Below are 23,161 nucleotides of genomic sequence, written 5' to 3' on the forward strand. Positions count from 1 at the left end.
AGTCAGTCTGCCAGGTCAATCACCGTGCCCAAAACGCAGAAGCTCGATGAGCTCGTCTGATTCGTCACTGTTAAGGACCGAAAAGACCGGTGCCATCAGATCGTCGGTGACATCTTCCACAGCGGCCCGCCGGGCGATCAGGTCAGGTCCCGGCGTGTCGTAGGGCTCGGGCCAGGTGAAGAAGCGGGCGATCACCTCTCCGGCGGCCGGGCCGAACGGGGTGCCGTCGTGGGCGGCGGCGAGCGTGGCGTCGAGCGGGTGCAGCCCGGCGGCGACGACCGCGTTGGCGTGGAGGGCGCCGCGCAGCTCGCGGACCACGTGCATGAGCTGGGTGGCCCGCGCGGGCGCGTCGTCGGCCAGCGGGACGGCCCGCCACCCGGCGAACAGCGGCGCCCCGACGGGCGAGGCGTGCTCGACGACCGGCTCCAGCAGCTCGGCGATCCTGGCGCACCCGGCGTAGCCGCCGAGCTTGCGCCTGCCCCACTGCCGGCAGGCTTCGGCGTAGAGGTCGACGGCCTGCTCGACGGGCATCTTGCGGCCGCCGTTCCAGTTGTCGGCGACGTGCTCGGCCGGGAAGAAGACCGCCACGGAGACGACCACGTCGGCGTCGCACTCGCCGAGGACCCCGCAGCGGCCCCGGAAGTAGAGCTCCCTGGGGCCCAGGCCGTGCTCCTCGCAGACGGCCTTGGCCTCGCGGGAGACCATGAAGCCGCCGCCGTAGTGCCCGATGGGCCCCTTGACCGCCACCGCGGTGGCTCGCGGGTCCGCCATCTCCACCCCTCTCGGTTCGGTTAGCAGACCCAGCATCGCTCAGGAGAACATCATTCTGCAAGCATCAGGTTGCCGGACGCGATGATCACGGCCGGGCCGCTCAGGTAGCTCGTCTCCTCGTCGAGCGTGACCGTGAGCGTGCCGCCCAGCACCTCGACGGTCCAGGTGCCGGTGGTGTCGCCCGACAGCGCCGCCGCCGCGACGGCCGTGGCGACCGCGCCGGTGCCGCAGGCGCGGGTCTCGCCGGAGCCGCGCTCGAACACGCGCATCACCGCCCGGCTGGTGCCCACCGCGTTGAACAGCTCGATGTTGACCCCGGCCGGGAACACCCCCGGGTCGAAGTTCGGCTGGTGCGACAGGTCGAGCTGGACCACCGGGTCGCCGATCGAGCAGGCCAGGTGCGGGTTGCCCATGTCGACGCAGATGCCCTCGTACTCCTGCCCCGCGACCGTCGTGACGCTGGTGCCGCCCACGCGCGGCTTGCCCATGTCGACGGTGACGTCACCGCCGGGCTCCAGCCGCACCCGGCGCACCCCGCCCCGCGTCGCCACGCCGAACTCGTCGGACTCCGCCAGCCCGGCCTCGGCCAGGTAGCGGGCGAAGACGCGCACGCCGTTGCCGCACATCTCGGCCACGCTGCCGTCGGCGTTGCGGTAGTCCATGAACCACTCGGCCTGACCGGCCTGGTCGGCCACCTCGGGAGCCTGCTTGGTGCGCACCACCCGGAGCACGCCGTCGGCGCCGATCCCGGCCCTGCGGTCACAGATCTTCTCGACCAGCGAGGCGGATACGTCGAGCTCGCCATCGGGGTCGGGGAGGATGACGAAATCGTTCTCGGTGCCGTGCCCCTTGAGAAAGCGCATGGTCGAATTTTAAGCGCAGCCTTCCCCCGCTATCCGCGCCAGGGACCGTTCGAGCAGGTCGGGGGCGTCATAGGGCAGCCAGCACACCCGCGGATCGCGGCGGAACCACGACTCCTGCCGCCGGGCGAAGCGCCGGGTGGCCCGGACCGTCTCCTCGTACGCCTGCTCCTCGCTCCACTCGCCCCGCAGGAACCGGATCACCTGCGCGTAGCCGAGCGCCAGCCCGGCCGTGCGGCCCTCGGCCAGCCCCTGGCCGAGCAGCCCGCGCACCTCCTCCACCAGACCGGCCGCCCACATGCGCCCGACCCGGACCTCGATCCGCTCGTCGAGCTGCGGCCTGGGCACCTCCAGCCCGATCTGGACGGCGGGGTGGACCGCGTCGTAGGACGGCATCGTCGCCGAGAACGGCCTGCCGGAGTGCTCGATCACCTCCAGCGCGCGCACGATGCGGCGGCCGTTGCTCGGCAGGATCGCCGCCGCCGCGACGGGGTCGAGCCCGCGCAGCCGCTCGTACAGCGGCGCCGGGCCGGTCTCGGCCAGCTCCGCCTCCAGCCTGGCCCGGATCTCCGGGTCGGTGCCGGGGAACTCCAGGTCGTCGATCGCCGCCCGCACGTACAGGCCGCTGCCACCGACCAGCACCGGCACGTCGACGGCCTCGATCACCGCCCTGGCCAGCCTCTGATACTCGGCGACGCTGGCCGTCACCGTGACGTCCCAGATGTCGAGCAGGTGGTGCGGCACCCCGCGCCGCTCCTCCAGGGTCAGCTTGGCGGTGCCGATGTCCATGCCCCGGTAGAGCTGCATGGAGTCGGCGTTGACGCACTCGCCGCCCAGCCGCAGCGCGATGTCCACGGCGAGATCGGACTTCCCTGCCGCGGTGGGCCCCACCACGGCGATGACCGGCTTTTCGCGCACCCTCGCCACTCTCACAGATCGAGCAGCGTCGGCTGCAGGTAGCCCTCGTGGGTGAGCAGCCAGCGCTTGGTCTCCACGCCCACGCCGCCGCTGAACCCGCCCAGCCCGTTGCCCGCGACCACCCGGTGGCAGGGCACCACGATCGGCAGCGGGTTGGAGCCCATGATCGAGCCGATGCCGCGCGCGGGCACGTTCGAGCCGCTGCGCTCGGCCAGCTCGCCGTAGGTGACGGCGGTGCCGTACGGGACCTCGAACAGGGCCTGGAGCACGCGGCGGCGCGAGCCGGACGTCAGCCGCCAGTCGATCGGCGTCTCGAAGCGCCGCAACCCGCCGCCGAAATAAGCATGCAACTCCTCCACCACGAAACCCGTACGATCCGGGTCATGAACTTCAGGCAGGCCGAGAAGTTCGCCCAGCCGCTCGCGGGCGCCCCAGCCCGACGCGGCCAGCCCGTCCTCGGTGACGGCCAGCACGAACGCGCCGACCGGCGTCGGCACCTCGGCGAACGCGACCGTAACGGCAGATGCGGCCATCATGTCCTCACGTGAGCTCGTGGTCCTCGGCACCTCCAGCGCGGTGCCGACCCGGCACCGCAACCACAACGGTTACCTTCTGCGCTGGGACGGCCAAGGCTACCTTTTCGACCCCGGGGAGGGCACACAGCGGCAGATGCTGCACGCCGGGGTGAGCGCGCACGACGTGCACTGGATCTGCCTGACGCACTTCCACGGCGACCACTGCCTGGGCGTGCCCGGGGTCGTGCAGCGCATCGCCCGCGACCGGGTCCGGCATCCGGTCCGGGCGGTCTTCCCCGCGTCCGGCACGTCCTACTGGCGGCGGCTGCGGCACGCCGCCGCCTTCGCCGACACGCAGGTCATCGAGGAGCACCCCGTCTCCGGCTCGCGCGCCGCCGTCGGGCCGCTCACCGCGCGCCGCCTGTCGCATCCGGTCGAGTCCTACGGCTACCGCGTCCAGGAGCCGCCGGGCGTCCGCATGCTGCCCGACCGGCTCGCCGCGCACGGCATCCGCGGCCCGGAGGTGAGCGAGCTGCAGCGCACCGGGTCGGTGCGCGGCGTGACGCTCGCCGAGTGCAGCGAGCCCCGGCCGGGGCAGAGCGCCGCGTTCGTCATGGACACGCGGCTGTGCGACACGGTCTTCGAGCTCGCCAACGGGGTGGACCTGCTGGTGATCGAGGCCACGTTCCTGTCGTCCGAGGGCGTGCTGGCCAAGGAGTACGGGCACCTGACGGCGTACGAGGCGGGCGTGGTGGCGGCCGACGCGGGCGTGCGGCGGCTGGTGCTGACGCACTTCTCCGAGCGCTACGGCATCACCCAGGAGGCGGCGTTCCTGGAGGAGGTGCGGCGCTCCTACGACGGTGAGGTGATCCTGGCCAGGGACCTTATGAAGATCCCGGTGCCGCGCCGCGCCGTCGCCACACGGCCGTGAAGTAGCCGACGCCGTAGGGGGCGGCCCGCGCGAGCAGGCTACCGTCGAACGCGCCGCCCGCCGCCGCCCCGGCCAGCACCTGGAGCGCGGCCCGGCCGCTCGCCCAGAGCCGGTCGGCCGTGCCGGGGTCGAGCGCGGCCAGCGTCTCGTGGTCGCCCCCGGCGAGCGCGCCGGCGACCAGGTCGTCGTACGGGGCCGCCGCCGGGTCGAGGTGGCCAGGGGAGTTCGCGGTCAGGCAGGCCGACCCGTCGGCCGCGACGAGCAGCGCCACCCGGCCCTCCCCCGCCAGCTCCGCGCCGAGCTTCAGGCAGGCGTCCGCCGGCGCGTCCGCCGCCACGGCCCGCAGCGCGACCGCGCCGAAGTCGTACGCGGCCCGCTCCAGCAGCCAGCGGCCGACGGTCAGCGACAGCGGCAGCACCGGCACGCCCGCCCCGGTCGTCACGTCCACGCCGTAGGAGCGCAGCGAGCCCGCCGCCCACCCGTCGAACGCCCTGTCGTGATCGGCCCCGCCCACGACCACGACCCGGTCGGGCCCGGCGGCGAGCAGGGCGGCGACGGCCTCATGACAGGCGGAACGGAGACCGGCCAGCTCGCCCTGGCCGGCGCCGGCCAGGGCGGGGACGAGCAGCGGGGTGTGCGGGCAGACGGCCGCGGCGACAAGCACAGGCGTCAGCGTAGTGGGACCCGGTCACTCCCCCCGCTGGTAGGGGTCGCGGCCCTGCGCGACCGCCTCGATCAGGCCCACCGCGTACGCGTGCGCGGCCTGGTGCAGGCCGTGACCGTAGCTCACCCGGGCCACGCCCAGCGCGGCCAGCCTCGCCAGGCCGGGCACCCCCGGCCTGAACAGGATGTTCACCGGCCCCGGGACCTCCGACACCAGCGCGTCGATCTCCCGCTCGTCGGCCAGCCCGATCGGGTAGACGCAGTCGGCGCCCGCGTCCAGGTAGGCGCGTGCCCGCGCCACCGCCGCCGCGCGGCTGGAGTCGCCCGCGATGTAGGTGTCGATCCGGGCGTTCAGCACCAGCCCGGGCCCTGCCGCCGCGCGCACCTCCGCCAGGAACCGCGCCTGCGTCTCCACGTCCACGAGCTCGCCCGTACGAGGGTCGGAGTCCTCCAGGTTGCACCCGGCCGCGCCCGTGGCGGCCAGCCTGGCGGCCAGCTCGGCGGGCTCCAGCCCGAACCCGCGCTCCAGGTCGGCGGTCACCGGCACGTCCACCACCCGCGTGATCCGCGCCACCGCGGCCAGCATCTCCTCGACCGGCGTGTGCTCGCCGTCGTCGTAGCCCAGCACCCGCGCCACCGCCGCGCTCCCGGTCGCGACGGCCGGGAAACCCGCCTCCCGGACGGCCCGCGCCGACGCGGCGTCCCAGGCGTTGGGCAGGATCAGCGGCTTGCCGGGCACGTGCAGGGCCCGCAGCTCGGCTGCTCTGTCAGTCGTCATGCCGGAACCCTACGGAGCGGCCGGGCGCGCCTGTAGGTCCAGTCGCGGCGGTTACCGCCGGACCACTTGGCCGGGCCCTGGAACGGCACTTGGCCTGGCTCCTGGGGCGGCCGGAAAGGGAAGCGCGGGGCGCGGTCCGGAGGGTGGGCGGACGCGCGGCCCCGCGCTGCCTTCACAGCCCGCGAAGGAGAACCCTGGTCAGCAGCCGTCCTTGGCGCACTGACCGGTCACGGCGCCCGCCGGACCGTCCGCCGGGCTGCTGCCGGCGTCCTCCGAGGGCTTGGGGGCGGTCGTGGGCTTCTTGCCCGTGTTGTCGTCCTTCTTGCCGGCGGAGCCCTTGTCGGAGGAGTTCCCCGTGTTGCCGGTCGTGGCCGTGTCGCCGGTGTCGCCGGCATCGGTGTTGCCGGTGTTGCCGCTGTCGGGGGCCGGGTCGGCGACGTCGCCGACTCCGCCGTCCTCGGCGGGGGCGTCCTCGGCCGGGGCGTCGGTCTTGGCGTCGCCCATCTCGGCCTCCTCCTCGCCGAGCAGCTCCTGCTCCGCGGGGTCGGGGGCGGGCTCGGCCTGTTGCTGCTGCTGGGTCGAGGCGGGGGTCGTGCCTGACGGGCCACCGGTCAGCAGGTAGCCCGCTCCCCCGGCCGCCAGCGCGAGGGCGACGACGGAGGCGGCGATGATCGCGGTCTTCTTGTTGTTCCTGCCTGGCCTGCGACGGCGGTCACCCGGCCCGTCGAGGATCTCCTGGCGATCCGGCTCGGTCGGATCTTGCATGGTTTTACAGCTCCCTGCGGTCGTATCGGGAAAGCTCTCCGGCTTCCGCGGGCGATGGACCACACTAGCCGCAACAGCTGAATGCTCGCGCAACAATCACAAAGGAATCACGACTTGTCCCCCCTTAGATCCATTCGCCCAGGTAGCCGGGGGCGGCTCGCACCCGCCGCCGGCGTGATCGCGGTCCTGGCCGTCGCCGGTCTCGGCATTCTGCTGGCGTTCACCGCCCCGGGGAATCAAGGCCGGAATAGCGCGCCGGAATATGATCAGGAAAAGCCGCTTTTCCATGGATCAAGCGGATCTGTGCGAACTCCCTGGTCATCCCCCGTCCGCCCGGCCCCCTCGGGGACGCCTTCCGAAGGGCCGTCGGGGGCGCCGTCGGGGGCGCCTTCAGGCGGGCTCACGTGGGTGCCGTCACCGGGCGTTCCGTCCGGGACCGCGCCTTCGGCGGGGGTCCCGAAAGCAGGCGTGCCCTCGTCCGGAGCGCCCTCGCCGGCCGCCACGACCGGATGGGCGCACGCCGTCCCGCCCCCCGCCAGAACCCGGGCTCCGTCGTCCACCCGCCCCCCGTCCGCGAAGGCCACCGGCACGCTCCCGGCCCCGGCCCCGGCGACCACCCCGCCGCCGCCCGCGCCGACCCCGGCGTCCACGGCGCGCCTGGGCCCCGACCCGTGCGCGACCTTCCACGACTTCCGCCGCGACCCCTGCTACCGCTTCCTGGACCAGCTCACCCGCTGACCCCCGGCACGCCCGCCGGACCGGGGCCAGTGGGCTGACCACCCCCGGCACGCACGCCGGGCAAAGGCCGGTGGGCTGACCCTTCAGCACGCATGCCGACGCCCCCGCGCCTGGCTTCGGTGCGGGGGCGTCGCGTACGGCTCAGTGGGTGGAGCAGCCGTTGACCGGCGGCGGGAGAGGGGCGGGGCGGCCGATGGCGGGCATGCCGAGCAGGACGCCGGGCCCCTGCGTCGGGCCGGCCTGGCGGGACTCCCACGCGTCGCCCGCGCGGGTGCGGCGCACGGCCTTGGGGGCGCCGTCGGCGACGAGGTGATGCGGGGCGGCGTAGGTGACCTCGACGGTCACCATGTCGCCGGGCCGGGGCGTCCGGTCGCCGACGGCGAAGTGGACGAGCCGGTTGTCGGGGGCGCGCCCGGACAGGCGGCGGGTGGCGTCGTCCTTGCGGCCCTCGCCCTCGGCGACGAGCACTTCCAGGGTGCGGCCGACCTGCTTCTTGTTCTCCTCCCAGGAGATCTCCTCCTGGAGGGCGACCAGCCGCTCGTAGCGCTCCTGGACGACCTCCTTGGGGATCTGGTCGTCCATGGTCGCGGCCGGGGTGCCGGGCCGGATGGAGTACTGGAAGGTGAAGGCGTTGGCGAAGCGGCTCTGCCGTACGACGTCGAGGGTCTGCTGGAAGTCGTCCTCGGTCTCGCCGGGGAAGCCGACGATGATGTCGGTGGAGATCGCGGCGTCGGGCATGGCGGCGCGCACCCGCTCGATGATGCCGAGGTAGCGCTCGGCGCGGTAGGAGCGGCGCATCGCCTTGAGCAGGCGCGAGGAGCCCGACTGGAGCGGCATGTGGAGCTGGTGCATCACGTTGGGCGTCTCGGCCATGGCGGCGATGACGTCGTCGGTGAAGGCGGCCGGGTGGGGCGAGGTGAAGCGGACCCGCTCCAGGCCCTCGACATCGCCGCAGGCGCGCAGCAGCTTGCCGAAGGCGAGCCGGTCGCCGAACTCGACGCCGTAGGTGTTGACGTTCTGGCCGAGCAGCGTGACCTCGAGGACGCCCTGCTCGACGAGCGTGCGGACCTCGGCGAGCACGTCGCCGGGCCGGCGGTCCTTCTCCTTGCCGCGCAGCGACGGCACGATGCAGAACGTGCACGTGTTGTTGCAGCCGACGGAGATGGCCACCCAGGCGGCGTAGGCGGACTCGCGTCTGGTGGGGAGCGTGGAGGGGAAGACCTCCAGCGACTCCTTGAGCTCGACCTGCGCCTCGCCCTCGATGCGGGCGCGCTCCAGCAGCACGGGCAGCGAGCCGATGTTGTGGGTGCCGAAGACCACGTCGACCCACGGCGCCTTGCGGACGATCTCGCCCTGGTCCTTCTGCGCGAGGCAGCCGCCGACAGCGATCTGCATGCGCGGGTTGGACACCTTGGCGGGCCGCAGGTGGCCGAGGTTGCCGTAGAGGCGGTTGTCGGCGTTCTCGCGCACGGCGCACGTGTTGAAGACGACCACGTCGGCGGTCTCGCCGTCGGCCGCGGGCACGTAACCGGCGTCTTCCAGCAGGCCGGACAGCCTCTCGGAGTCGTGCACGTTCATCTGGCACCCGTATGTGCGCACTTGATAGGTGCGGGCGCTCTCCTGGGTCACAGTCATCGCATGTTCAAGGGTAGTCGTTGCGCGGATCGCGACAGCCCTCCGGAGCTAAAAGTCCAGCTTGACGGCACGATGTGACCGGATCGGTACCGGCCGGTTAGTGACCAGCGCCCTTCGTGCCTCTACCGTTTGACTCCATGACGGAGAACGGGGACGTCACTCCACTGGTGCAGATGGAGAACGTCAACAAGCACTTCGGGGCGCTGCACGTCCTGAAGGACATCAACTTGACCGTCTCTCGTGGCGAGGTTCTGGTCGTCATCGGTCCTTCCGGCGGTGGTAAGTCCACGTTGTGCCGGACGATCAACCGGCTGGAGACCATCGACGGCGGGAGGATCGTCTTCGACGGCCAGGTGTTGCCGGCAGAGGGCAAGTCACTGGCGCGGTTGCGGTCCGAAGTCGGCATGGTGTTCCAGTCGTTCAACCTGTTCGCTCACAAGACCATCCGCGAGAACGTCACCCTGGGCCCCGTCAAGGTGCGCGGCCAGGCGAAGGACGCCGCGGACAAGCGGGCGATGGAGCTGCTGGAGCGTGTCGGGATCGCGGCGCAGGCCGACAAGTACCCGGCGCAGCTGTCCGGCGGCCAGCAGCAGCGTGTGGCGATCGCCAGGGCCCTGGCGATGGATCCGAAGATGATCCTGTTCGACGAGCCCACCTCGGCACTGGACCCGGAGATGGTGCAGGAGGTGCTCGACGTCATGATCGGGCTGGCTCGCGACGGGATGACCATGATGGTCGTCACGCACGAGATGGGGTTCGCCCGGCGGGCGGCCAACCGGGTGGTGTTCATGGCCGACGGCCAGATCGTCGAGGAGAACACCCCGGACGAGTTCTTCACCAACGCGCAGACGGATCGGGCGCGCGACTTCCTTTCGAAGATCCTTACGCACTGACGAGCAAGAGGCAGGTACACATGCACATGCGTCGAATGGGAGCGGTGCTGTCCTTTGCGGCGATGGCCGCGGGGCTGGCCGCCTGCGGCGGTGGCGAGACCTATGCGTCCGTGGCCGACAAGGTCGCCGACGGCGGCACCGTGGTGGTCGGCACCAAGTGGGACCAGCCGAGCTTGGGCCTGAAGAAGGGCGCCGAGCCCGAGGGCTTCGACGTCGACGTCGCCAAGGCCGTCCTGAAGGAGATGAACGGCGGCAAGGACGTGGCGATCGAATGGAAGGAGTCGAAGTCCGACAACCGGGAGCCCTTCCTGGCCAACGGCACTGTCGACATCATCTTCGCCACCTATTCCATCACCGAGTCGCGCAAGTCCAAGGTGACGTTCGGCGGCCCGTACGTGATCGCCCACCAGGACGTGATGGTCCGCAAGGACGACACCTCCATCAACACCCCGCAGGACCTGGTCGGCAAGAAGATCTGCAAGGCCGCCGGCTCCAACTCCTACAAGCGGATCACCGACCCGCCGCCGGACGGCGAGCTCGACCTCGACGCCACGACGGTCGACGCGGCCAGCTACTCGGAGTGCATCCAGAAGCTGGGCGGCAACAACCTTGACGCGGTCACGACCGACGACCTGATCCTGGCGGGCTTCGCCAAGCAGGCCGGCGGCAACTTCAAGGTGCTGGGTCAGGGCTTCACCGACGAGAAGTACGGCATCGGCCTGAAGAAGGGCGACACCAAGACGTGTGAGGCCGTCAACAAGGCGGTCCAGTCGCTCTGGCAGAAGGGGACGATGAAGCAGCTCCTGGAGAAGTGGTTCGGGGGCATCGAGGGCCTGAAGGTCTCGACGGAAGCCCCGACCGCCGAGGGTTGCAGCTGATCCTCTCTGAGGCGGCGGCCGGTCTCCCGGCCGCCGCCCTCCTATGTGGTGGAGCACGATGGACGACCTAATCAAGTACGCACCCGAGCTCGCCTTGGGTTTCTGGGAGAACGTCAAGCTCTCGGCCGTGGGCGCGGTCGTCTCCCTGATCCTGGGCACGATCCTCGTGGCGATGCGGGTTTCGCCTACTCCCGTACTCCGAGTCGTGGGCACCTTTTACGTCAACGTGGTGCGTAACACGCCGCTGACGCTGGTGCTGGCGTTCTCCGCGCTGGGTCTGAGCGACCAGCTCGGTCTCGTCTTCTCACAGGTGCCGAGGACCAACTCGTTCTGGATCGTCGCCATGGGCCTGTCGGCCTACACCGCGGCGTTCGTGTGCGAGGCTCTGCGTTCCGGCATCAACACGGTGGCGCTCGGCCAGGCGGAGGCGGCGCGGGCGATCGGGCTGACGTTCTCGCAGTCGCTGCGCATGATCATTCTTCCGCAGGCGTTCCGCGCGGTCATCGCGCCGCTCGGCAGCGTCATGATCGCCATGATCAAGAACACCACGGTCGCGACGGCCGGCGGCTACCTCGCCGACGTCGCCGCCACCATGAAGATCGTCTTCGACGACACCGGCGCGTCGATCCCGATCTTCATCGGAATCATCCTCGCCTTCATGGCCCTGACGATGCCGATCGGCTTCTTCACCGGCTGGCTGGCCCGACGTCTGGCGGTGGCCCGATGAGCACCTCGGTCCTCTTCGACACCCCCGGCCCGCGCGGCAGGATCCGCAACCACCTGCTCACGGTGGTCAGCGTCGTGGCGGTGGCGGCGCTCCTCTACTGGGTCTACAGCGGCTTCGACGCCAAGGGCCAGTGGGAAGGGAAGATCTGGGAGCCGTTCCTCCAGGCCGACACCTGGCGCTACTACATCATCCCCGGTCTGATCGGCACGCTCCGTGCGGCAGCGCTGGCCGCGGTGCTCGCGCTCGCGTTCGGCGCCGTCTTCGGCCTGGCCAGGCTCTCCGACCACCGGTGGATCCGGGTCCCGGCGGCCACGGTGGTGGAGGTCTTCCGGGCCATCCCGCTGCTGCTGCTGATCTTCTTCATCTTCTACCTGGCGCCGACGATGTTCGGCTCCGGCGACTACGCCTTCATCGCGGTGGTGCTCGGCCTGACCCTCTACAACGGGTCGGTGCTGGCCGAGGTCGTCCGGGCGGGCGTGCAGGCGGTGCCCAGGGGCCAGTCGGAGGCCGCCTACGCGGTCGGCATGCGCAAGAACCAGGTGATGCGGCTGGTGCTGCTGCCGCAGGCGGTCACGGCGATGATGCCGGCGATCGTGAGCCAGCTCGTGGTGCTGCTCAAGGACACCGCGCTCGGCTACATCATCGCCTACGTCGACCTGCTCAACACCGGCTTCAAGATCCTGCCTGCCGTGTTCTTCGGCTCGCTGATCCCGGCGGCGATCGTCATCGGCGTCATCTACGTGGGGCTCAACCTGCTGCTCAGCTATCTGGCCAACTGGCTGGAGCGCCGCAGCCGGCGCAGCCGCAAGACGTCGGCCGCGCCGGTCGCGCCTCCCGGGGCCGAGGCCGTCGGCCTGCGCTCCGGCGGCGGGCTCGACAGCACGGACTAGCCGCGCGGACGGGGTCCCGGGGCACGCCCCGGGGCCCCGCCGCCGTTCAGCTTCCTGACCATCACGCCCAGCAAGCTCTCGCCCGGGAAGTAGCCGCGCGTCCTGGAGTCGCTGCTGCGCGACGGGTTGTCGCCGATCACCACCAGCTTGCCCGGCGGCACGCTCTCCTCGGGGACGCCGGCCAGGCTCGGCAGCAGGTCCTTGGGCAGCGGGTCGCCCGGCGCGGCCAGCACCCGCTTGATGATCCACGGCCGGTTCAGCGCCGATCGGCGTACGGCGTCGGGGTCCTCACCGCCGGGGTTCAGGACGACGATGTCGCCCCGGCGGACGCGGCCGAGCCGGGTCCTGCGCACCAGCACCCGCTCGCGGGGCAGCAGCGTCGGCGCCATGCTCTCCCCCCACACCGTGACCACGACGTACGTGCGCCGCAGCCACAGGGCGACGGCCGCCGGCGCCCCCAGGGCGATCAGCCACCAGCTCATGTCCGCTGGTATCCCGTGGCCTGCAGCCGGAACAGGCGCGCGTAGGCGCCGTCACGCTCGATCAGCTCATCGTGGCGGCCCTGTTCCACGATCTTCCCGCCTTCCAGGGTGACGATCAGGTCGGCGTCCCGTACGGCGCCGAGCCGGTGGGAGATGAGCAGGCTGGTCTTCCCCTCGCGCTGCCGCCGGATCTCGGTGTGGATCTCGTGCTCGGCCTCGGCGTCCAGGCCGGAGCTCGGCTCGTCCAGGATCATCAGGTCACGCCGGTCGCGCAGGAACGCCCTGGCCAGCGCCAGGCGTTGCCACTGGCCGCCCGAGAGCACCACGCCGGTGGCCGCGTCGTCCTTGTCGGCCTCGCTGGCGAACATCCGCGACAGCAGGGTGTCGTAGCCGTGCGGCAGCGTGGTGAGCTTGTCGTGGATGCCGGCCCGCCGGGCCGCGTGCTCCAGACGGGGCCGGTCGCCGAGGGCCGCCAGGTCGCCGAGCGCGATGTTCTCGGCGGCGGTCAGGTCGTAGTGCATGTAGTCCTGGAACACCGCGCCGATGCGGCGACGCAGCTCGGTCACGGACAGCTCGCGCAGGTCGGTCCCGTCCCACAGGATGGCGCCCCGGCCGGGGTCGTAGAAGCGGCACAGCAGTTTCACCAGCGTGCTCTTGCCTGCGCCGTTGAGACCGACGAGCGCCACCGCCGCGCCGTGCGGGATGAACAGGCTCACGCCCCGGAGGATCCACGGCTGGTCGTCGGCGTAGCGGAACCACACGTCCCTGAGCTCGATGCCTTCGCGCAGTCCGGGCAGCGGGCGCGGGGTGGCGGGTTCGGGCAGGTCGGGGCCGAGTTCCGTCACGGCCGAGAGGTGCGCGAACACCAGAAGCTCCTGGTGCCCCCGGCCGAGGCCGGTGACCAGCGACGTCACCGCCGCCTGGAGGGCGGCCACCGAGCCGATGACCATCGACACGTCGCCGACGGTGAGCTGTCCCCGGCTCGCCGCGAGCGCGGCCCACACCAGCCCGCCCCCGGCGACCAGGGCGCCGAGCAGTCCGTAGGCGGACTGCGCCCGCGTCTCCCGCAGGTCCATGGCCCGGCGCCGGACCAGCGAGGCGCGGTGCTCGGTCAGCATCCGCCCGCGCAGGAACGACCCGATCTCGAAGAGCCGGATCTCCTTGGCCGCCTCCACGGTCCCCAGCAGGCGGCCGTAGAAGAACTCGCGCCGCTCGGCCGGGCTGATCTCCCACAGCATCCCGGCGCGCCGCCGTGACAGGGCCAGCTCGGCCAGGAACATCGGCACCCCGGCGGCCAGCGTCACGACCGCCAGCCACGGGCTGACCACGTACAGGGAGCCGAGCAGCCCCAGCACCGTCACGGCGTTGCGCACCAGACTCAGGCCGCCGTCGACGAGCGACCCCGGCGAGCGCGCCGCCTGCTGGGCCAGCCTGAGCCGGTCCAGGAACTGCGGATCCTCGAACCGGGCCAGCCCCGCGAACCGCTCCACCGCCCGGAACAGCTCGTCCTTGGCGTGCAGGCCGCTCAGGCGGTCGATCTCCGAGCGGAGGAACTGCGCGGCCTGGCCGAGCACCGCCGCTCCCGCGCCCACGGCGGCCACCCCGGCGGCCGGCCAGAGCAGCGCGGCGGCTCCCGCCCGGCCGCCGAGCGCGTCGAAGAGCAGCTTCGTCAGCCACACCGTGGTCACCGGAAGGCAGGCCTGCACGACGGTCACCAGCGCGTACGCGGTCAGCGTCCACCGGCCGGCCCGCCAGGCGATCGTCGCCGCCAGCGCCGCCGTCCGCGGCAGTGACACCCGCGTCGGCACGCTCATACGAGCGCGGCGACCGCGGCCGGATCGGAGCCCACGGCCTCCACCACGCCTCGCGACACCAGGGCGAACGTCGGGAAGCCCGCCACCCCGAAGGCCGTGGCGATCGGGCCGTCCGGCCGCTCGATCACCACGGTGGCCACGGACTCCAGGGCCGACACGTACGCCGAGCTGTCCTCCAGCTCGGCCATCGTGGCCACGACCGCCACCACCGGCGTCGGGGCACCCGCCGCCAGGGCGGCGAACTTCGGCAGGCTCTCCTCGCACGGCCGGCACCCGACGGCGAAGAAGCCGACCAGCGCCCGCTCACCCAGCGAGGCCGCCGACAGACCAGCCGAGCTGAACTCCCCCACCGGCCGGCCAGGCCGGGAGACGGCCGGGCGAGCCGGCTTCGCCAGCGCCTCGGTGTGTTCGCGCAGCCGGCGGATCACCCCGAAAGTCAGGAGCAGATTGAGCAGGCACACAATTCCCAGGACAATGACCGCGGCAGAAAGGACGTCCACTGTTGACTCTTTCTCTTTCATACGAGGATCGGGCTTGACCGGAAATGCGGCCAAGCCCAACCGTTAATCCCCAGGAATCAGGCGATCAGCATTCGTAGTGGCGCTCGAAGTAGCAGTTCATGGAGCCGGTGCCGCCAGGGCAGCACGTCTTCTTGCCGTACCAGAGCTGGCTGTGCCAGTAGTAGCATCCCCAGGTGACGACGCATTCGTCGTCAGCGGCGGCCGCGCTGGTCCGGGGGACGATCGCACCCAGAAGGCGATCGGCGAGGCTGCCCATTTTACTGAGCATTTGACTCCTTTCCGCGCTCAATTGTGCAAGTGAGATCAGTAAACATTTCCAGCCTTACCCCCTCAAGATCAAAACCATGTGATCTAGATCATATTGTCCTGTTTTGCTGGGCATAGTAATAGCCGGTAATTCAGCCGATGGAGCGTTCCCGCGCCCGGCGCCGGCCCCGGATCCAGCCGGCCATTACCGTGACCTTGACCACGGGCGGCGCGGATTTCCGGCAAGATTCGGTTATGCCCGTCGCATCGTGGCCCTCGCCCATCTCCACCGCCGACGTCGCCCGTGCCGGTGCGCGTGCCGGCTGGCCGTACGCCCTCGACGGGCAGACGTGGTGGACGGAGGAGCGGCCCGAACAGGGCGGCCGCACCACGGTCATGCACCGCGCCGCCGACGGCCGCCACCGTGAGCTGCTGCCCGCGCCGTGGAGCGCCCGCACCCGCGTGCACGAGTACGGCGGCCGCCCCTACACCGTGACGCCCGACGGTGAGCTGATCTTCGCCAACCTGGCCGACCAGCGCCTCTACCTGCGCGACCACACCGGCGCCTGCACCCCGCTCACCCCCGAGGGCGACCGCTACGCCGACCTGCTCGTCCGCGACGGCCACGTGTGGTGCGTGCGCGAACGCCACCGCGACGGCAAGGTCAGCCGGGCCGTCGTGTCCGTCCCGCTGACCGGCGGGCCGGTGCGCGAGCACGTCACCGGCAGCGACTTCTACGCCTTCCCCGCGCTGTCCCCCGACGGCCGCCACCTCGCCTACATCTGCTGGGACCACCCCCGCATGCCGTGGGACGGCACCGAGCTGCGCGTCACCCGGCTGGCCGACGGCCACACCCGCACCCTGCTGGGCGGCCCGTCGGAGTCCGTGCTGGCCCCGAGCTGGCGCGACGACGACACCCTCTACCTGATCTCCGACCGCTCCGGCTGGTGGAACCTGTACGAGACGGGCCTCGGCGACCCTTCGCCCCGGCCGCTCTGCCCCCGCGACGAGGAGTTCACCGGGCCCCTGTGGAACCTGGGCGGAGCCCCGTACACGATCCTCGCCGACGGCCGGCTCGCGGTCCTGCACGGCCGCGCCGACCTGCGGGCCGGCGTGCTCGACCCGCGCACCGGCGTCCTCACCGACCTGCCGCTCCCCTTCGACGGCTGGGAGCCCTCGCTGAGCGCCGACGGCACGTCCCTCACCGGGATCGCGTACGGGTCCGCGACGCCGCGCACGGTCGTCCGCGTCGACCTCGGCAGCGGCGAGGCCGAGCCGCTCAGGCGCGACGTCGAGCGGTTGCCCGACCCCGCCTACCTGCCCACGCCACGCCCCATCGAGCTGCCGGGCATCGGCGTGCACGGCTTCCTGTACGAGCCCGCCAACCCGGTCGAGATCCTCCAGGAGCCGCCCCCGTACGTGATCTTCGTGCACGGCGGGCCGACCGCGCACGCCGGGGTCGCGCTCGACCTGGAGAAGGCGTACTTCACCTCGCGCGGCATCGGCGTGCTCGACCTCAACTACGGCGGCTCCACCGGCTACGGCCGGGCCTACCGCGAGCGGCTGAAGGGCACGTGGGGGCTGGTCGACGTGGACGACACGGTCGCGGCAGCCCGCTGGCTGGCCGCCGAAGGGCTCGCTCAGCCCGGCCGCATCGCGGTGCGCGGCGCCAGCGCCGGCGGCTGGACCGTGATGGCCTCCTGCTGCCGGTCCGGCGAGTTCGCGGGCGGGGTGTCCTACTTCGGGGTCAGCGCGCTCGCCCCGCTGATCGCCCACACGCACGACTTCGAGTCACGCTACGTGGAATGGCTCGTCGGCTCCGACCCCGCCGTCTACGCCGAACGCGAACCGCTCGCCCTCGCCGACGGCGTGACCTGCCCCATGCTGCTCCTGCAAGGGCTCGACGACCCCGTCGTGCCGCCCGAGCAGTCGTCCGCCTTCGCCGACGCCCTGTCCGAACGCGGCGTCCGCTGCACCTACCTCGCCTTCGAAGGCGAGTCGCACGGCTTCCGCCGCACCGAGACCCGCTCCGCCGCGCTGGCCGCCGAACTGGCCTTCTACCAGCAGCTGTTCACCTGATCAGCGCGCGAACTCCGTCGCCCGCGACTCCCGCACCACCGTGATCCGGATCTGCCCCGGATAGGTGAGCTCCTCCTCCACCTGCTTGGCCACGTCGCGGGCGATCACCTGCGCCTGGATGTCGTCGACCCCGTCGGGCTTGACCATCACCCGGATCTCCCGCCCCGCCTGCATGGCGAAGACCTTGTCCACGCCCTCGTACGACTGCGCGATCTCCTCCAGCCGCTCCAGCCGCTTCACGTACGCCTCCAGCGACTCGCGCCGGGCGCCCGGACGGCTGCCGCTGATCGCGTCGGCCGCCTGCGTCAGCACCGCCTCGACCGTGCGCACCTCGACCTCGTTGTGGTGCGCCTCGATGGCGTGCACCACGTCCTCCTGCTCACCGTAGCGCCGCGCGATCTCCGCGCCGATCAGCGCGTGACTGCCCTCGACCTCGTGCGTGAGCGCCTTGCCGATGTCGTGCAGCAGGGCGCAGCGCTTCATCAGCGCCTGGTCCATCTTCAGCTCGGCCGCCATGATGCCCGCGATGTGCGCCGACTCGATGAGATGCTTGAGCACGTTCTGCCCGTAACTGGTGCGATAGCGGAGCTGGCCCAGCAGCAGCGTCAGCTCCGGATGCATGTCGGTGATGCCCAGCTCGACCAGCGCGTCCTCGCCCGCGCGGGCGCACAGGTCCTGCACCTCCTGGCGGCTGCGGTCGTGCGCCTCCTCGATCCGCTGCGGATGGATGCGGCCGTCGAGCACCAGCTTCTCCAGCGTCAGCCGGGCCGTCTCCCGGCGCACCGGGTCGAAACACGACAACAACACCGCCTCCGGCGTGTCGTCGATGATCAGGTTGACGCCCGTCGTCGACTCGAACGCCCGGATGTTGCGGCCCTCACGACCGATGATCCGGCCCTTCATCTCGTCACCCGGCAGATGCAGCACGCTGACCACCGACTCGGCCGTCTGCTCCGCCGCCACCCGCTGCACCGCCAGCGTCACGATCTTCGTGGCGCGCTTCTCGCCCTCCTTGCGGGCCTCACCCTCGATCTCCCGGATGATCAGCGCGGCCTCACGCTTGGCCTGGTTCTCGATCTCCTTGACCAGCTCGGCCTTCGCCTGCTCCGCCGTGAGCCCCGCGACCCGCTCCAGGATGACCCGGCGCTCCTCCTCGACCCGCAGCAGCTCCTCACGCCGGTCAGCCAGCTCGATCTCCGTCTCGGCCAGCTTGCGGTCACGCTCCGCCTGCCGCCTGGCCTCCTCGTCCAGCCGCTGCTCACGCTCACCCAGGCGGCTCTCCCGCCGCTCCAGATCGGCGCGCAGCTCCTTCAGCTCCGACTTCAGGACCTGGCTCTCCTGCTCCACCTCGCGGCGCATCTGCGCGGCGCTCTCCGCCGCCGCCTCCGACCTGCGCAGGATCTCCTCCGCGTCGGCCTCGGCCCGGTCACGGATCTTGCCGGCCTCCTCGCGGGCCTGCTCCAGCTCGTCCGTGACAGCCTGCTCCTGCTCCGGGGTCAGCTTCTTCTTCGCGGGCGCACCGCCGGACGTCCGGCGTACGACGATGTAGAGGGCGCTCATCATCCCGCACGTCAGCGCCACGACCGCCACCGACAGCACCACGACCAGCGGCCCCATGTGCGCCCCGCCCTCCTCGCGTCGTCAACACCCACAAACGCGGCCCTCGCCCAGGAGGGTCACGGGCGCGGCACGGAAAGCCCGATCGGCGTCGTCACCAGGACCGATATCAAGCCAAGGCACATCGGGCGCCGACACCCGCAGCCGGCACCTCGCCTGCCTCGATCACTCAAACTCGTAAGTCCGTCGTTCACCGGTATGGCAATCCGCACTGCGCGGAGTAACTCCTCACTGCCGTCGAGGTTATGCGTCGAACAGGTCACGAGCAAGCAAACGCGTTATCAAGCGTGTCTTACGCTCGCATCCGCCGTGCGTGAACACCTCGGGACACACCGCCCTCCCTACCGCTGGTGGACCCCCCGATTCGGCACCGCCCGGCTCTCCGGTGCCCGGCGCGCCCGAAGCCCCGACGCCACGCCCATCCGGATCACCACTCGTACGGGTCGCCATCTGCCCGGGCCACCGTCCTTGACGGTCACCGCCCATACGGGGTCACCGCCCATACGGGATCACCGTCCGTTCGTGCAGTCGTCCGTGCAGGCAGCCATTCGAACGGGTCACCATTCGTACGGGCGACTCCCTGCAGCCAGCCGTCCACCCGTGTGGACGTCCTACGGGTAGTCGTCCTCCATCTCGATGCCCTCCTGTTCGAGGGCCTCGCGGACCACGCGGAACGCCAGGCCGGACGGGTAGCCCTTCCTTGCGAGCATGCCGGCCAGGCGGCGAGTGCGGGCCTTGGGGTCGAGGGACCGCGTACTGGCGAGTTTGCGCTCCACCAGGCGGCGGGCCGTTTCCAGCTCCTGGTCGGGGTCCAGGCGCTCGACGGCCTCGTTGACGGTCTCGGAGTCGACGCCCCGATGGCGCAGCTCGGCGGCCAGGGCACGTTTGGCCAGGCCCCGGCCGTGGTGCCGGGAGTCGACCCACGCTTCGGCGAACGCCTCGTCGTTGATGAGCCCCAGCTCGGAGAACCGGTCAAGCACCGTCTCGGCGGCCTCATCCGGTACGTCCCGCTTGCGGAGGGCTTCGGCCAGCTGGGCGCGCGTCTTGGGAGCCATCGTGAGCAGCCGCAGGCAGATGGCCCGGGCCACCGACTCGGGATCGGCATGCGGGGTCGTACCTGCCGGTGAGTCCTGATCCGGGCCGTCAGGCAGCCAACCGCGCCCGGCCCCACGCCCGCCGCCGCCTGCCGCACCCCGCCCGGAGCGCCGATTCTTCCCGTATCGACCCTTTCCTCCCGAACGACGCCCCTTCCCCGAGCCCCACTCCCCGGGCTCCTCGGGCCGGTTCTCGTCCGATCCCCCGCCCTCGAACAGCCCACCGAACGCCGCCTCTACCCGCTCACCGGACCCCGCGCCGGGGTTCTGGGCAATGGAGGGTGAGGGCTCGGGGTCCGCACGCTCGAACGGAGGTGCGGGCTCGGCGGCAGTGGGATCGGAAGCAGTAGGAGCCGGCGGAGGCTCCGGCTCGGCCTCACGGGGCACGAACGGGGGCGGCGGCTCCGAACTGTCGGACGTGAACGAAAGCCCAGGCTCAAGCCCGGCTTCCCCAAGCTGAGCCCCGGCCGGCTCAGGTCCCGCAAGGTCGGATCCGACAGGCTCGGGTCCCGCGAGGTCGGGGCTCGCAAGGTCGGGTCCCGCAGAATCGGACCCTACGGGCTCGCCCGCAGCGTCGGCCCCCGCAGGGCCGGACCTCGTAGCGTCGGACCCGACAAGCCCAAGTCCCCTAGCGTCGGGCGCCACAGGCTCAGAACCGACAGGCTCGGGGCCTATGGGCTCAGAACCGGCAGGCTCGGTGGGCCCGGAGCCGGTGGGCTCGGTGGGCCCGGAGCCGGTGGGGTCGGGTTCGAGTGGCTTGGAGTCGGCGAACTCGAATTGAGGTGGCTCGGTGAAGGAGACCGACGCCGTGGGCGCTTCCCAGGGGGCGGGCTCCGTACGATCCCCCGCAGACGCCGCATCGCCCGACCCGAAGAACGGGTGCGCCGTTCCGGGCGTCCCGGGGAACGCCGCCGCCTCTGACTGAGGAGCGGCCGGATCCGGTTCCGGGGACGATGGGGCAGCCGATCGGGAGCGGCGCAGTTCCTGCCACTCGTCCGGCGACGGCCAACCGCCACCGGCACGCTCGTCGCGCCCATCATCGAACCGTCGGCGGCCACCACCGCGGTCATCGTCACCCCGCGACCAGCCACCGCCACTGCCACCGCCCGGTGACCAGCCGCCGCTACCACCCGGTGCCCAGCCGGTGTCGCGGTCACCGTCTGATGACCGGCTGTTGATGGGGTCGGAGTCCGCCCAGGGACCGTCACCCTTACGGGAGCCGCGCGACGTGCCGCCGGGGGTGCCGGTCGGGTCGTCGGAGGCGCCACGGCCACGGCCCGTAAGTCGGCCCCCTCGACGGCCCGAGGTCGTCGAGCGCCCAGAACGGCCACGCCCGGAGGCCCGGGACGACGGGGCGTCCAGGGCGGAGGCATCGGCACCTGAGGCACCCGCACCCGAGTAACCGGCGCCTGGGACATCGGCACCCTGACCGCCGGGACTCAGACCGTCGGCACCTCGGGCGCCGATGCCCGAAGCGCTGGTGCCCGAACCCCCGACGCCCTGACCGTCGAAGCCCTGGGCGTCAGTGCTCTGGGGGTCGGTGGGGCGGGGTAGGCCGCCCGGGGCGAGGCGGGTGGGTTTGCGGCGGCGGCGGGGTGGGGTGGTGGGGAGGTCGGGCCAGGCGCCCCAGTCTCGGGAGTGGGGCGCCTGGTCCGGATCCTTGTCACTCATGCGGCGACCGATCAGACGTCACCGGGCTTCGGCGTGGACTTGGAGCCACGGCCGGTGGGGGCCGGTGCGGCGGCGGCCGCGGGGGCGGGCTCCGCCGGGGTGTCGAGGCGGGGGCCGACGCCGAGCTTGTCCTTGATCTTCTTCTCGATCTCGTTGGCCATGTCGGGGTGGTTCTTCAGGAAGTTGCGGGCGTTCTCCTTGCCCTGGCCGAGCTGGTCGCCCTCGTAGGTGTACCAGGCTCCGGACTTGCGGACGAAGCCGTGCTCGACGCCCATGTCGATGAGGCCGCCCTCGCGGGAGATGCCGACGCCGTAGAGGATGTCGAAGTCGGCGACGCGGAAGGGCGGCGCCATCTTGTTCTTCACGACCTTGACGCGGGTGCGGTTGCCGACCGCCTCGGTGCCGTCCTTGAGGGTCTCGATGCGGCGGATGTCCATGCGGACGGAGGCGTAGAACTTCAGCGCCTTGCCGCCCGTCGTGGTCTCGGGCGAGCCGAACATGACGCCGATCTTCTCGCGGAGCTGGTTGATGAAGATGGCGGTGGTGCCGGTGCTGCTGAGGGCGCCGGCGACCTTGCGCAGGGCCTGGGACATCAGGCGGGCCTGGAGGCCGACGTGGCTGTCGCCCATCTCGCCCTCGATCTCGGCCTTGGGCACCAGGGCGGCCACCGAGTCGATGACGATGATGTCGACGGCGCCGGACCTGATCAGCATGTCGGCGATCTCCAGCGCCTGCTCGCCCGTGTCGGGCTGGGAGACCAGCAGCGCGTCGGTGTCGACGCCGAGCTTCTTGGCGTATTCGGGGTCGAGGGCGTGCTCGGCGTCGATGAAGGCGGCGATGCCGCCCGCGCGCTGGGCGTTGGCCACCGCGTGCAGGGCGATCGTCGTCTTACCGGAGGATTCCGGGCCGTAGATCTCGACGATCCTGCCGCGCGGCAGGCCGCCGATGCCGAGGGCCACGTCCAGGGAGATCGACCCGGTGGGGATCACCTCGATGGGGGCTCGGGCGTCATCGCCCAGGCGCATCACGGACCCCTTGCCGAACTGCCGCTCGATTTGAGCGAGCGCGGTCTCGAGGGCCTTCTCGCGGTCGTTGATTGCCATGGGAACTCCCCCTGGAGAGTCTTGGGTCCGAACAGTCGAGTGAAAGCTATGGCCTGCCACCGACATTTTTGGCCGCCGCCGGGGAAGAAGTGGCCCGGCGAGGTCCATGGTAGCCGAACGACTGTTCGATCACACGCCGAACGCGCCGTCACGGGCCCGGCGCGTTCGGGCTCACCCGCCGGGCGCGTTCCAGCTCACCCACCAGGCGCGTCCCAGATCGGGCGGATCTCGATGCCGGCGCCGATCGGGCAGTGGCGGGCGAGCTCTTCCGCCTCGTCGAGGTCGGCGCATTCGACCAGGTAGAAGCCCGCCAGCTCGTGCCGCAGCGGGACGAACGGCCCGTCGGCGGCGACCGGCGGCTCCCCGGGCGGGCCGGGGCGCAGCGTGCGGGCCGCCGGGTGCAGGGCCTCGCCGGTGAACGGGACGCCGCGTTCCCTCAGATGGCGCGCGAACGCCTCGTGCTCGGCGAGCGCGGCCGTCATCCCGGCCTCCGTGACGGACTCCGCGTAGCCCTCCGGGTCGAACAGCAGCAAAGCGAACCTCATCGTCGTACCTCCTCGAAGAGTCTCTTC

At 71.6% G+C, this 23,161-nt stretch carries 23 protein-coding genes; 7 read left to right on the top strand and 16 right to left on the bottom strand.

The genetic code is table 11. The features are described from left to right. Nucleotides 1–15: 15 nt before the first annotated feature. Genes AB0J53_RS22670 through AB0J53_RS22685 form a run of 4 tightly spaced genes read right to left on the bottom strand, consistent with a single transcriptional unit; the run spans nt 16 to nt 3,085 of the window. Complete coding sequence (locus AB0J53_RS22670; protein WP_364175349.1) at nt 16–771, bottom strand: hypothetical protein; 756 nt, start codon at nt 769–771, stop codon at nt 16–18. 50 nt (nt 772–821) lie between these two features. Further along, nucleotides 822–1,634, bottom strand: coding sequence for a diaminopimelate epimerase (gene dapF, locus AB0J53_RS22675; protein ID WP_219513528.1), 813 nt, complete (start codon nt 1,632–1,634; stop codon nt 822–824). A 9-nt stretch (nt 1,635–1,643) separates the two neighbouring features. After that, nucleotides 1,644–2,549 (bottom strand): tRNA (adenosine(37)-N6)-dimethylallyltransferase MiaA, encoded by a 906-nt coding sequence (miaA, locus tag AB0J53_RS22680; RefSeq protein WP_364175354.1) that lies wholly within the window; start codon nt 2,547–2,549, stop codon nt 1,644–1,646. 11 nt (nt 2,550–2,560) lie between these two features. Continuing rightward, on the bottom strand, nt 2,561–3,085 hold the full coding sequence (locus tag AB0J53_RS22685) for a methylated-DNA--[protein]-cysteine S-methyltransferase (protein WP_219513518.1): 525 nt from the start codon (nt 3,083–3,085) through the stop codon (nt 2,561–2,563). Between AB0J53_RS22685 and AB0J53_RS22690 the strand changes: the two genes are divergently transcribed. Then, complete coding sequence (locus AB0J53_RS22690) at nt 3,084–3,995, top strand: ribonuclease Z (RefSeq protein WP_219513516.1); 912 nt, start codon at nt 3,084–3,086, stop codon at nt 3,993–3,995. The two genes, AB0J53_RS22685 and AB0J53_RS22690, sit on opposite strands and share 2 nt — an antisense overlap. Here the strand turns inward: AB0J53_RS22690 and AB0J53_RS22695 are convergent. The 3 genes from AB0J53_RS22695 to AB0J53_RS22705 all read right to left on the bottom strand — a co-directional run bounded on the left by AB0J53_RS22695 (nt 3,949) and on the right by AB0J53_RS22705 (nt 6,201). Further along, nucleotides 3,949–4,659, bottom strand: a complete 711-nt coding sequence (locus tag AB0J53_RS22695) for a hypothetical protein (protein ID WP_364175358.1) — start codon at nt 4,657–4,659, stop codon at nt 3,949–3,951. The genes AB0J53_RS22690 and AB0J53_RS22695 overlap by 47 nt on opposite strands. 24 nt (nt 4,660–4,683) lie before the next feature. Next, on the bottom strand, nt 4,684–5,436 hold the full coding sequence (locus AB0J53_RS22700; RefSeq protein ID WP_364175361.1) for an isocitrate lyase/phosphoenolpyruvate mutase family protein: 753 nt from the start codon (nt 5,434–5,436) through the stop codon (nt 4,684–4,686). Between the two features lie 198 nt (nt 5,437–5,634). After that, on the bottom strand, nt 5,635–6,201 hold the full coding sequence (locus AB0J53_RS22705) for a hypothetical protein (RefSeq protein ID WP_364175364.1): 567 nt from the start codon (nt 6,199–6,201) through the stop codon (nt 5,635–5,637). 468 nt (nt 6,202–6,669) lie between these two features. Between AB0J53_RS22705 and AB0J53_RS22710 the strand changes: the two genes are divergently transcribed. Next, complete coding sequence (locus AB0J53_RS22710) at nt 6,670–6,939, top strand: hypothetical protein (RefSeq protein WP_364175367.1); 270 nt, start codon at nt 6,670–6,672, stop codon at nt 6,937–6,939. A 141-nt stretch (nt 6,940–7,080) separates the two neighbouring features. Here the strand turns inward: AB0J53_RS22710 and miaB are convergent, their stop codons facing one another. Then, complete coding sequence (miaB, locus tag AB0J53_RS22715; RefSeq protein ID WP_364175370.1) at nt 7,081–8,574, bottom strand: tRNA (N6-isopentenyl adenosine(37)-C2)-methylthiotransferase MiaB; 1,494 nt, start codon at nt 8,572–8,574, stop codon at nt 7,081–7,083. Nucleotides 8,575–8,747: 173 nt separating this feature from the next. Between miaB and AB0J53_RS22720 the strand changes: the two genes are divergently transcribed. The 4 genes from AB0J53_RS22720 to AB0J53_RS22735 are packed head-to-tail and all read left to right on the top strand — an operon-like array spanning nt 8,748 to nt 11,962. Beyond that, nucleotides 8,748–9,467, top strand: coding sequence for an amino acid ABC transporter ATP-binding protein (locus AB0J53_RS22720; RefSeq protein WP_364175373.1), 720 nt, complete (start codon nt 8,748–8,750; stop codon nt 9,465–9,467). Nucleotides 9,468–9,487: 20 nt separating this feature from the next. Continuing rightward, the gene (locus AB0J53_RS22725; protein ID WP_219513498.1) at nt 9,488–10,345 is read left to right on the top strand and encodes a glutamate ABC transporter substrate-binding protein; all 858 of its coding nucleotides are present in this window, start codon (nt 9,488–9,490) and stop codon (nt 10,343–10,345) included. A gap of 58 nt (nt 10,346–10,403) precedes the next feature. Continuing rightward, nucleotides 10,404–11,072, top strand: a complete 669-nt coding sequence (locus AB0J53_RS22730) for an amino acid ABC transporter permease (RefSeq protein WP_219513496.1) — start codon at nt 10,404–10,406, stop codon at nt 11,070–11,072. Beyond that, a complete protein-coding gene (locus tag AB0J53_RS22735) occupies nt 11,069–11,962 on the top strand; it encodes an amino acid ABC transporter permease (protein ID WP_364175378.1) in 894 nt (297 codons plus the stop codon). The genes AB0J53_RS22730 and AB0J53_RS22735 overlap by 4 nt, the downstream gene beginning before the upstream one ends. On the opposite strand, the gene AB0J53_RS22740 is transcribed toward AB0J53_RS22735, so the two are convergent. From AB0J53_RS22740 to AB0J53_RS22755, 4 genes are all read right to left on the bottom strand, one after another. Further along, nucleotides 11,959–12,444 carry a S26 family signal peptidase gene (locus AB0J53_RS22740; RefSeq protein WP_364175381.1) on the bottom strand — a complete coding sequence of 162 codons (486 nt, stop codon included), beginning with the start codon at nt 12,442–12,444 and terminating at the stop codon, nt 11,959–11,961. The genes AB0J53_RS22735 and AB0J53_RS22740 overlap by 4 nt on opposite strands. Continuing rightward, complete coding sequence (locus AB0J53_RS22745; RefSeq protein WP_364175384.1) at nt 12,441–14,258, bottom strand: ABC transporter ATP-binding protein; 1,818 nt, start codon at nt 14,256–14,258, stop codon at nt 12,441–12,443. The genes AB0J53_RS22740 and AB0J53_RS22745 overlap by 4 nt, the downstream gene beginning before the upstream one ends. Continuing rightward, nucleotides 14,255–14,719, bottom strand: a complete 465-nt coding sequence (locus tag AB0J53_RS22750) for a hypothetical protein (RefSeq protein ID WP_364175387.1) — start codon at nt 14,717–14,719, stop codon at nt 14,255–14,257. Before AB0J53_RS22750 ends, AB0J53_RS22745 begins: the two co-directional genes overlap by 4 nt. Before the next feature lie 124 nt (nt 14,720–14,843). After that, complete coding sequence (locus AB0J53_RS22755) at nt 14,844–15,047, bottom strand: hypothetical protein (protein WP_364175390.1); 204 nt, start codon at nt 15,045–15,047, stop codon at nt 14,844–14,846. A gap of 233 nt (nt 15,048–15,280) precedes the next feature. On the opposite strand from AB0J53_RS22755, the gene AB0J53_RS22760 reads away from it, so the two are divergent. Beyond that, the gene (locus tag AB0J53_RS22760) at nt 15,281–17,104 is read left to right on the top strand and encodes a prolyl oligopeptidase family serine peptidase (RefSeq protein ID WP_364175393.1); all 1,824 of its coding nucleotides are present in this window, start codon (nt 15,281–15,283) and stop codon (nt 17,102–17,104) included. Here AB0J53_RS22760 and rny read toward each other — a convergent pair whose 3' ends face one another. The 4 genes from rny to AB0J53_RS22780 all read right to left on the bottom strand — a co-directional run bounded on the left by rny (nt 17,105) and on the right by AB0J53_RS22780 (nt 23,134). Then, a complete protein-coding gene (gene rny, locus AB0J53_RS22765; protein WP_219513480.1) occupies nt 17,105–18,721 on the bottom strand; it encodes a ribonuclease Y in 1,617 nt (538 codons plus the stop codon). Nucleotides 18,722–19,332: 611 nt separating this feature from the next. Next, nucleotides 19,333–21,486 (bottom strand): recombination regulator RecX, encoded by a 2,154-nt coding sequence (gene recX, locus AB0J53_RS22770; RefSeq protein WP_364175396.1) that lies wholly within the window; start codon nt 21,484–21,486, stop codon nt 19,333–19,335. Between the two features lie 11 nt (nt 21,487–21,497). After that, on the bottom strand, nt 21,498–22,589 hold the full coding sequence (recA, locus tag AB0J53_RS22775; RefSeq protein WP_364175399.1) for a recombinase RecA: 1,092 nt from the start codon (nt 22,587–22,589) through the stop codon (nt 21,498–21,500). Nucleotides 22,590–22,783: 194 nt separating this feature from the next. Beyond that, nucleotides 22,784–23,134 (bottom strand): YciI family protein, encoded by a 351-nt coding sequence (locus AB0J53_RS22780; protein ID WP_364175402.1) that lies wholly within the window; start codon nt 23,132–23,134, stop codon nt 22,784–22,786. Nucleotides 23,135–23,161 lie beyond the last annotated feature (27 nt).

Source organism: Nonomuraea sp. NPDC049725 (genome assembly GCF_040674795.1).
Taxonomy (GTDB): Bacteria; Actinomycetota; Actinomycetes; order Streptosporangiales; family Streptosporangiaceae; genus Nonomuraea; species Nonomuraea ceibae.

Bases quoted from the DNA above. Each gene is read 5' to 3' on its own strand.
- recX (WP_364175396.1), bottom strand. From the start codon at position 21,486: ATGAGTGACAAGGATCCGGACCAGGCGCCCCACTCCCGAGACTGGGGC.
- AB0J53_RS22700 (WP_364175361.1), bottom strand. From the start codon at position 5,436: ATGACGACTGACAGAGCAGCCGAGCTGCGGGCCCTGCACGTGCCCGGC.
- AB0J53_RS22755 (WP_364175390.1), bottom strand. From the start codon at position 15,047: ATGCTCAGTAAAATGGGCAGCCTCGCCGATCGCCTTCTGGGTGCGATC.
- AB0J53_RS22685 (WP_219513518.1), bottom strand. From the start codon at position 3,085: ATGATGGCCGCATCTGCCGTTACGGTCGCGTTCGCCGAGGTGCCGACG.
- dapF (WP_219513528.1), bottom strand. From the start codon at position 1,634: ATGCGCTTTCTCAAGGGGCACGGCACCGAGAACGATTTCGTCATCCTC.
- AB0J53_RS22670 (WP_364175349.1), bottom strand. From the start codon at position 771: ATGGCGGACCCGCGAGCCACCGCGGTGGCGGTCAAGGGGCCCATCGGG.
- recA (WP_364175399.1), bottom strand. From the start codon at position 22,589: ATGGCAATCAACGACCGCGAGAAGGCCCTCGAGACCGCGCTCGCTCAA.
- AB0J53_RS22745 (WP_364175384.1), bottom strand. From the start codon at position 14,258: ATGAGCGTGCCGACGCGGGTGTCACTGCCGCGGACGGCGGCGCTGGCG.
- miaB (WP_364175370.1), bottom strand. From the start codon at position 8,574: ATGACTGTGACCCAGGAGAGCGCCCGCACCTATCAAGTGCGCACATAC.
- AB0J53_RS22735 (WP_364175378.1), top strand. From the start codon at position 11,069: ATGAGCACCTCGGTCCTCTTCGACACCCCCGGCCCGCGCGGCAGGATC.
- AB0J53_RS22690 (WP_219513516.1), top strand. From the start codon at position 3,084: ATGTCCTCACGTGAGCTCGTGGTCCTCGGCACCTCCAGCGCGGTGCCG.
- rny (WP_219513480.1), bottom strand. From the start codon at position 18,721: ATGGGGCCGCTGGTCGTGGTGCTGTCGGTGGCGGTCGTGGCGCTGACG.
- AB0J53_RS22725 (WP_219513498.1), top strand. From the start codon at position 9,488: ATGCACATGCGTCGAATGGGAGCGGTGCTGTCCTTTGCGGCGATGGCC.
- AB0J53_RS22780 (WP_364175402.1), bottom strand. From the start codon at position 23,134: ATGAGGTTCGCTTTGCTGCTGTTCGACCCGGAGGGCTACGCGGAGTCC.
- AB0J53_RS22740 (WP_364175381.1), bottom strand. From the start codon at position 12,444: ATGAGCTGGTGGCTGATCGCCCTGGGGGCGCCGGCGGCCGTCGCCCTG.
- AB0J53_RS22705 (WP_364175364.1), bottom strand. From the start codon at position 6,201: ATGCAAGATCCGACCGAGCCGGATCGCCAGGAGATCCTCGACGGGCCG.
- AB0J53_RS22730 (WP_219513496.1), top strand. From the start codon at position 10,404: ATGGACGACCTAATCAAGTACGCACCCGAGCTCGCCTTGGGTTTCTGG.
- AB0J53_RS22760 (WP_364175393.1), top strand. From the start codon at position 15,281: ATGCCCGTCGCATCGTGGCCCTCGCCCATCTCCACCGCCGACGTCGCC.
- AB0J53_RS22720 (WP_364175373.1), top strand. From the start codon at position 8,748: ATGGAGAACGTCAACAAGCACTTCGGGGCGCTGCACGTCCTGAAGGAC.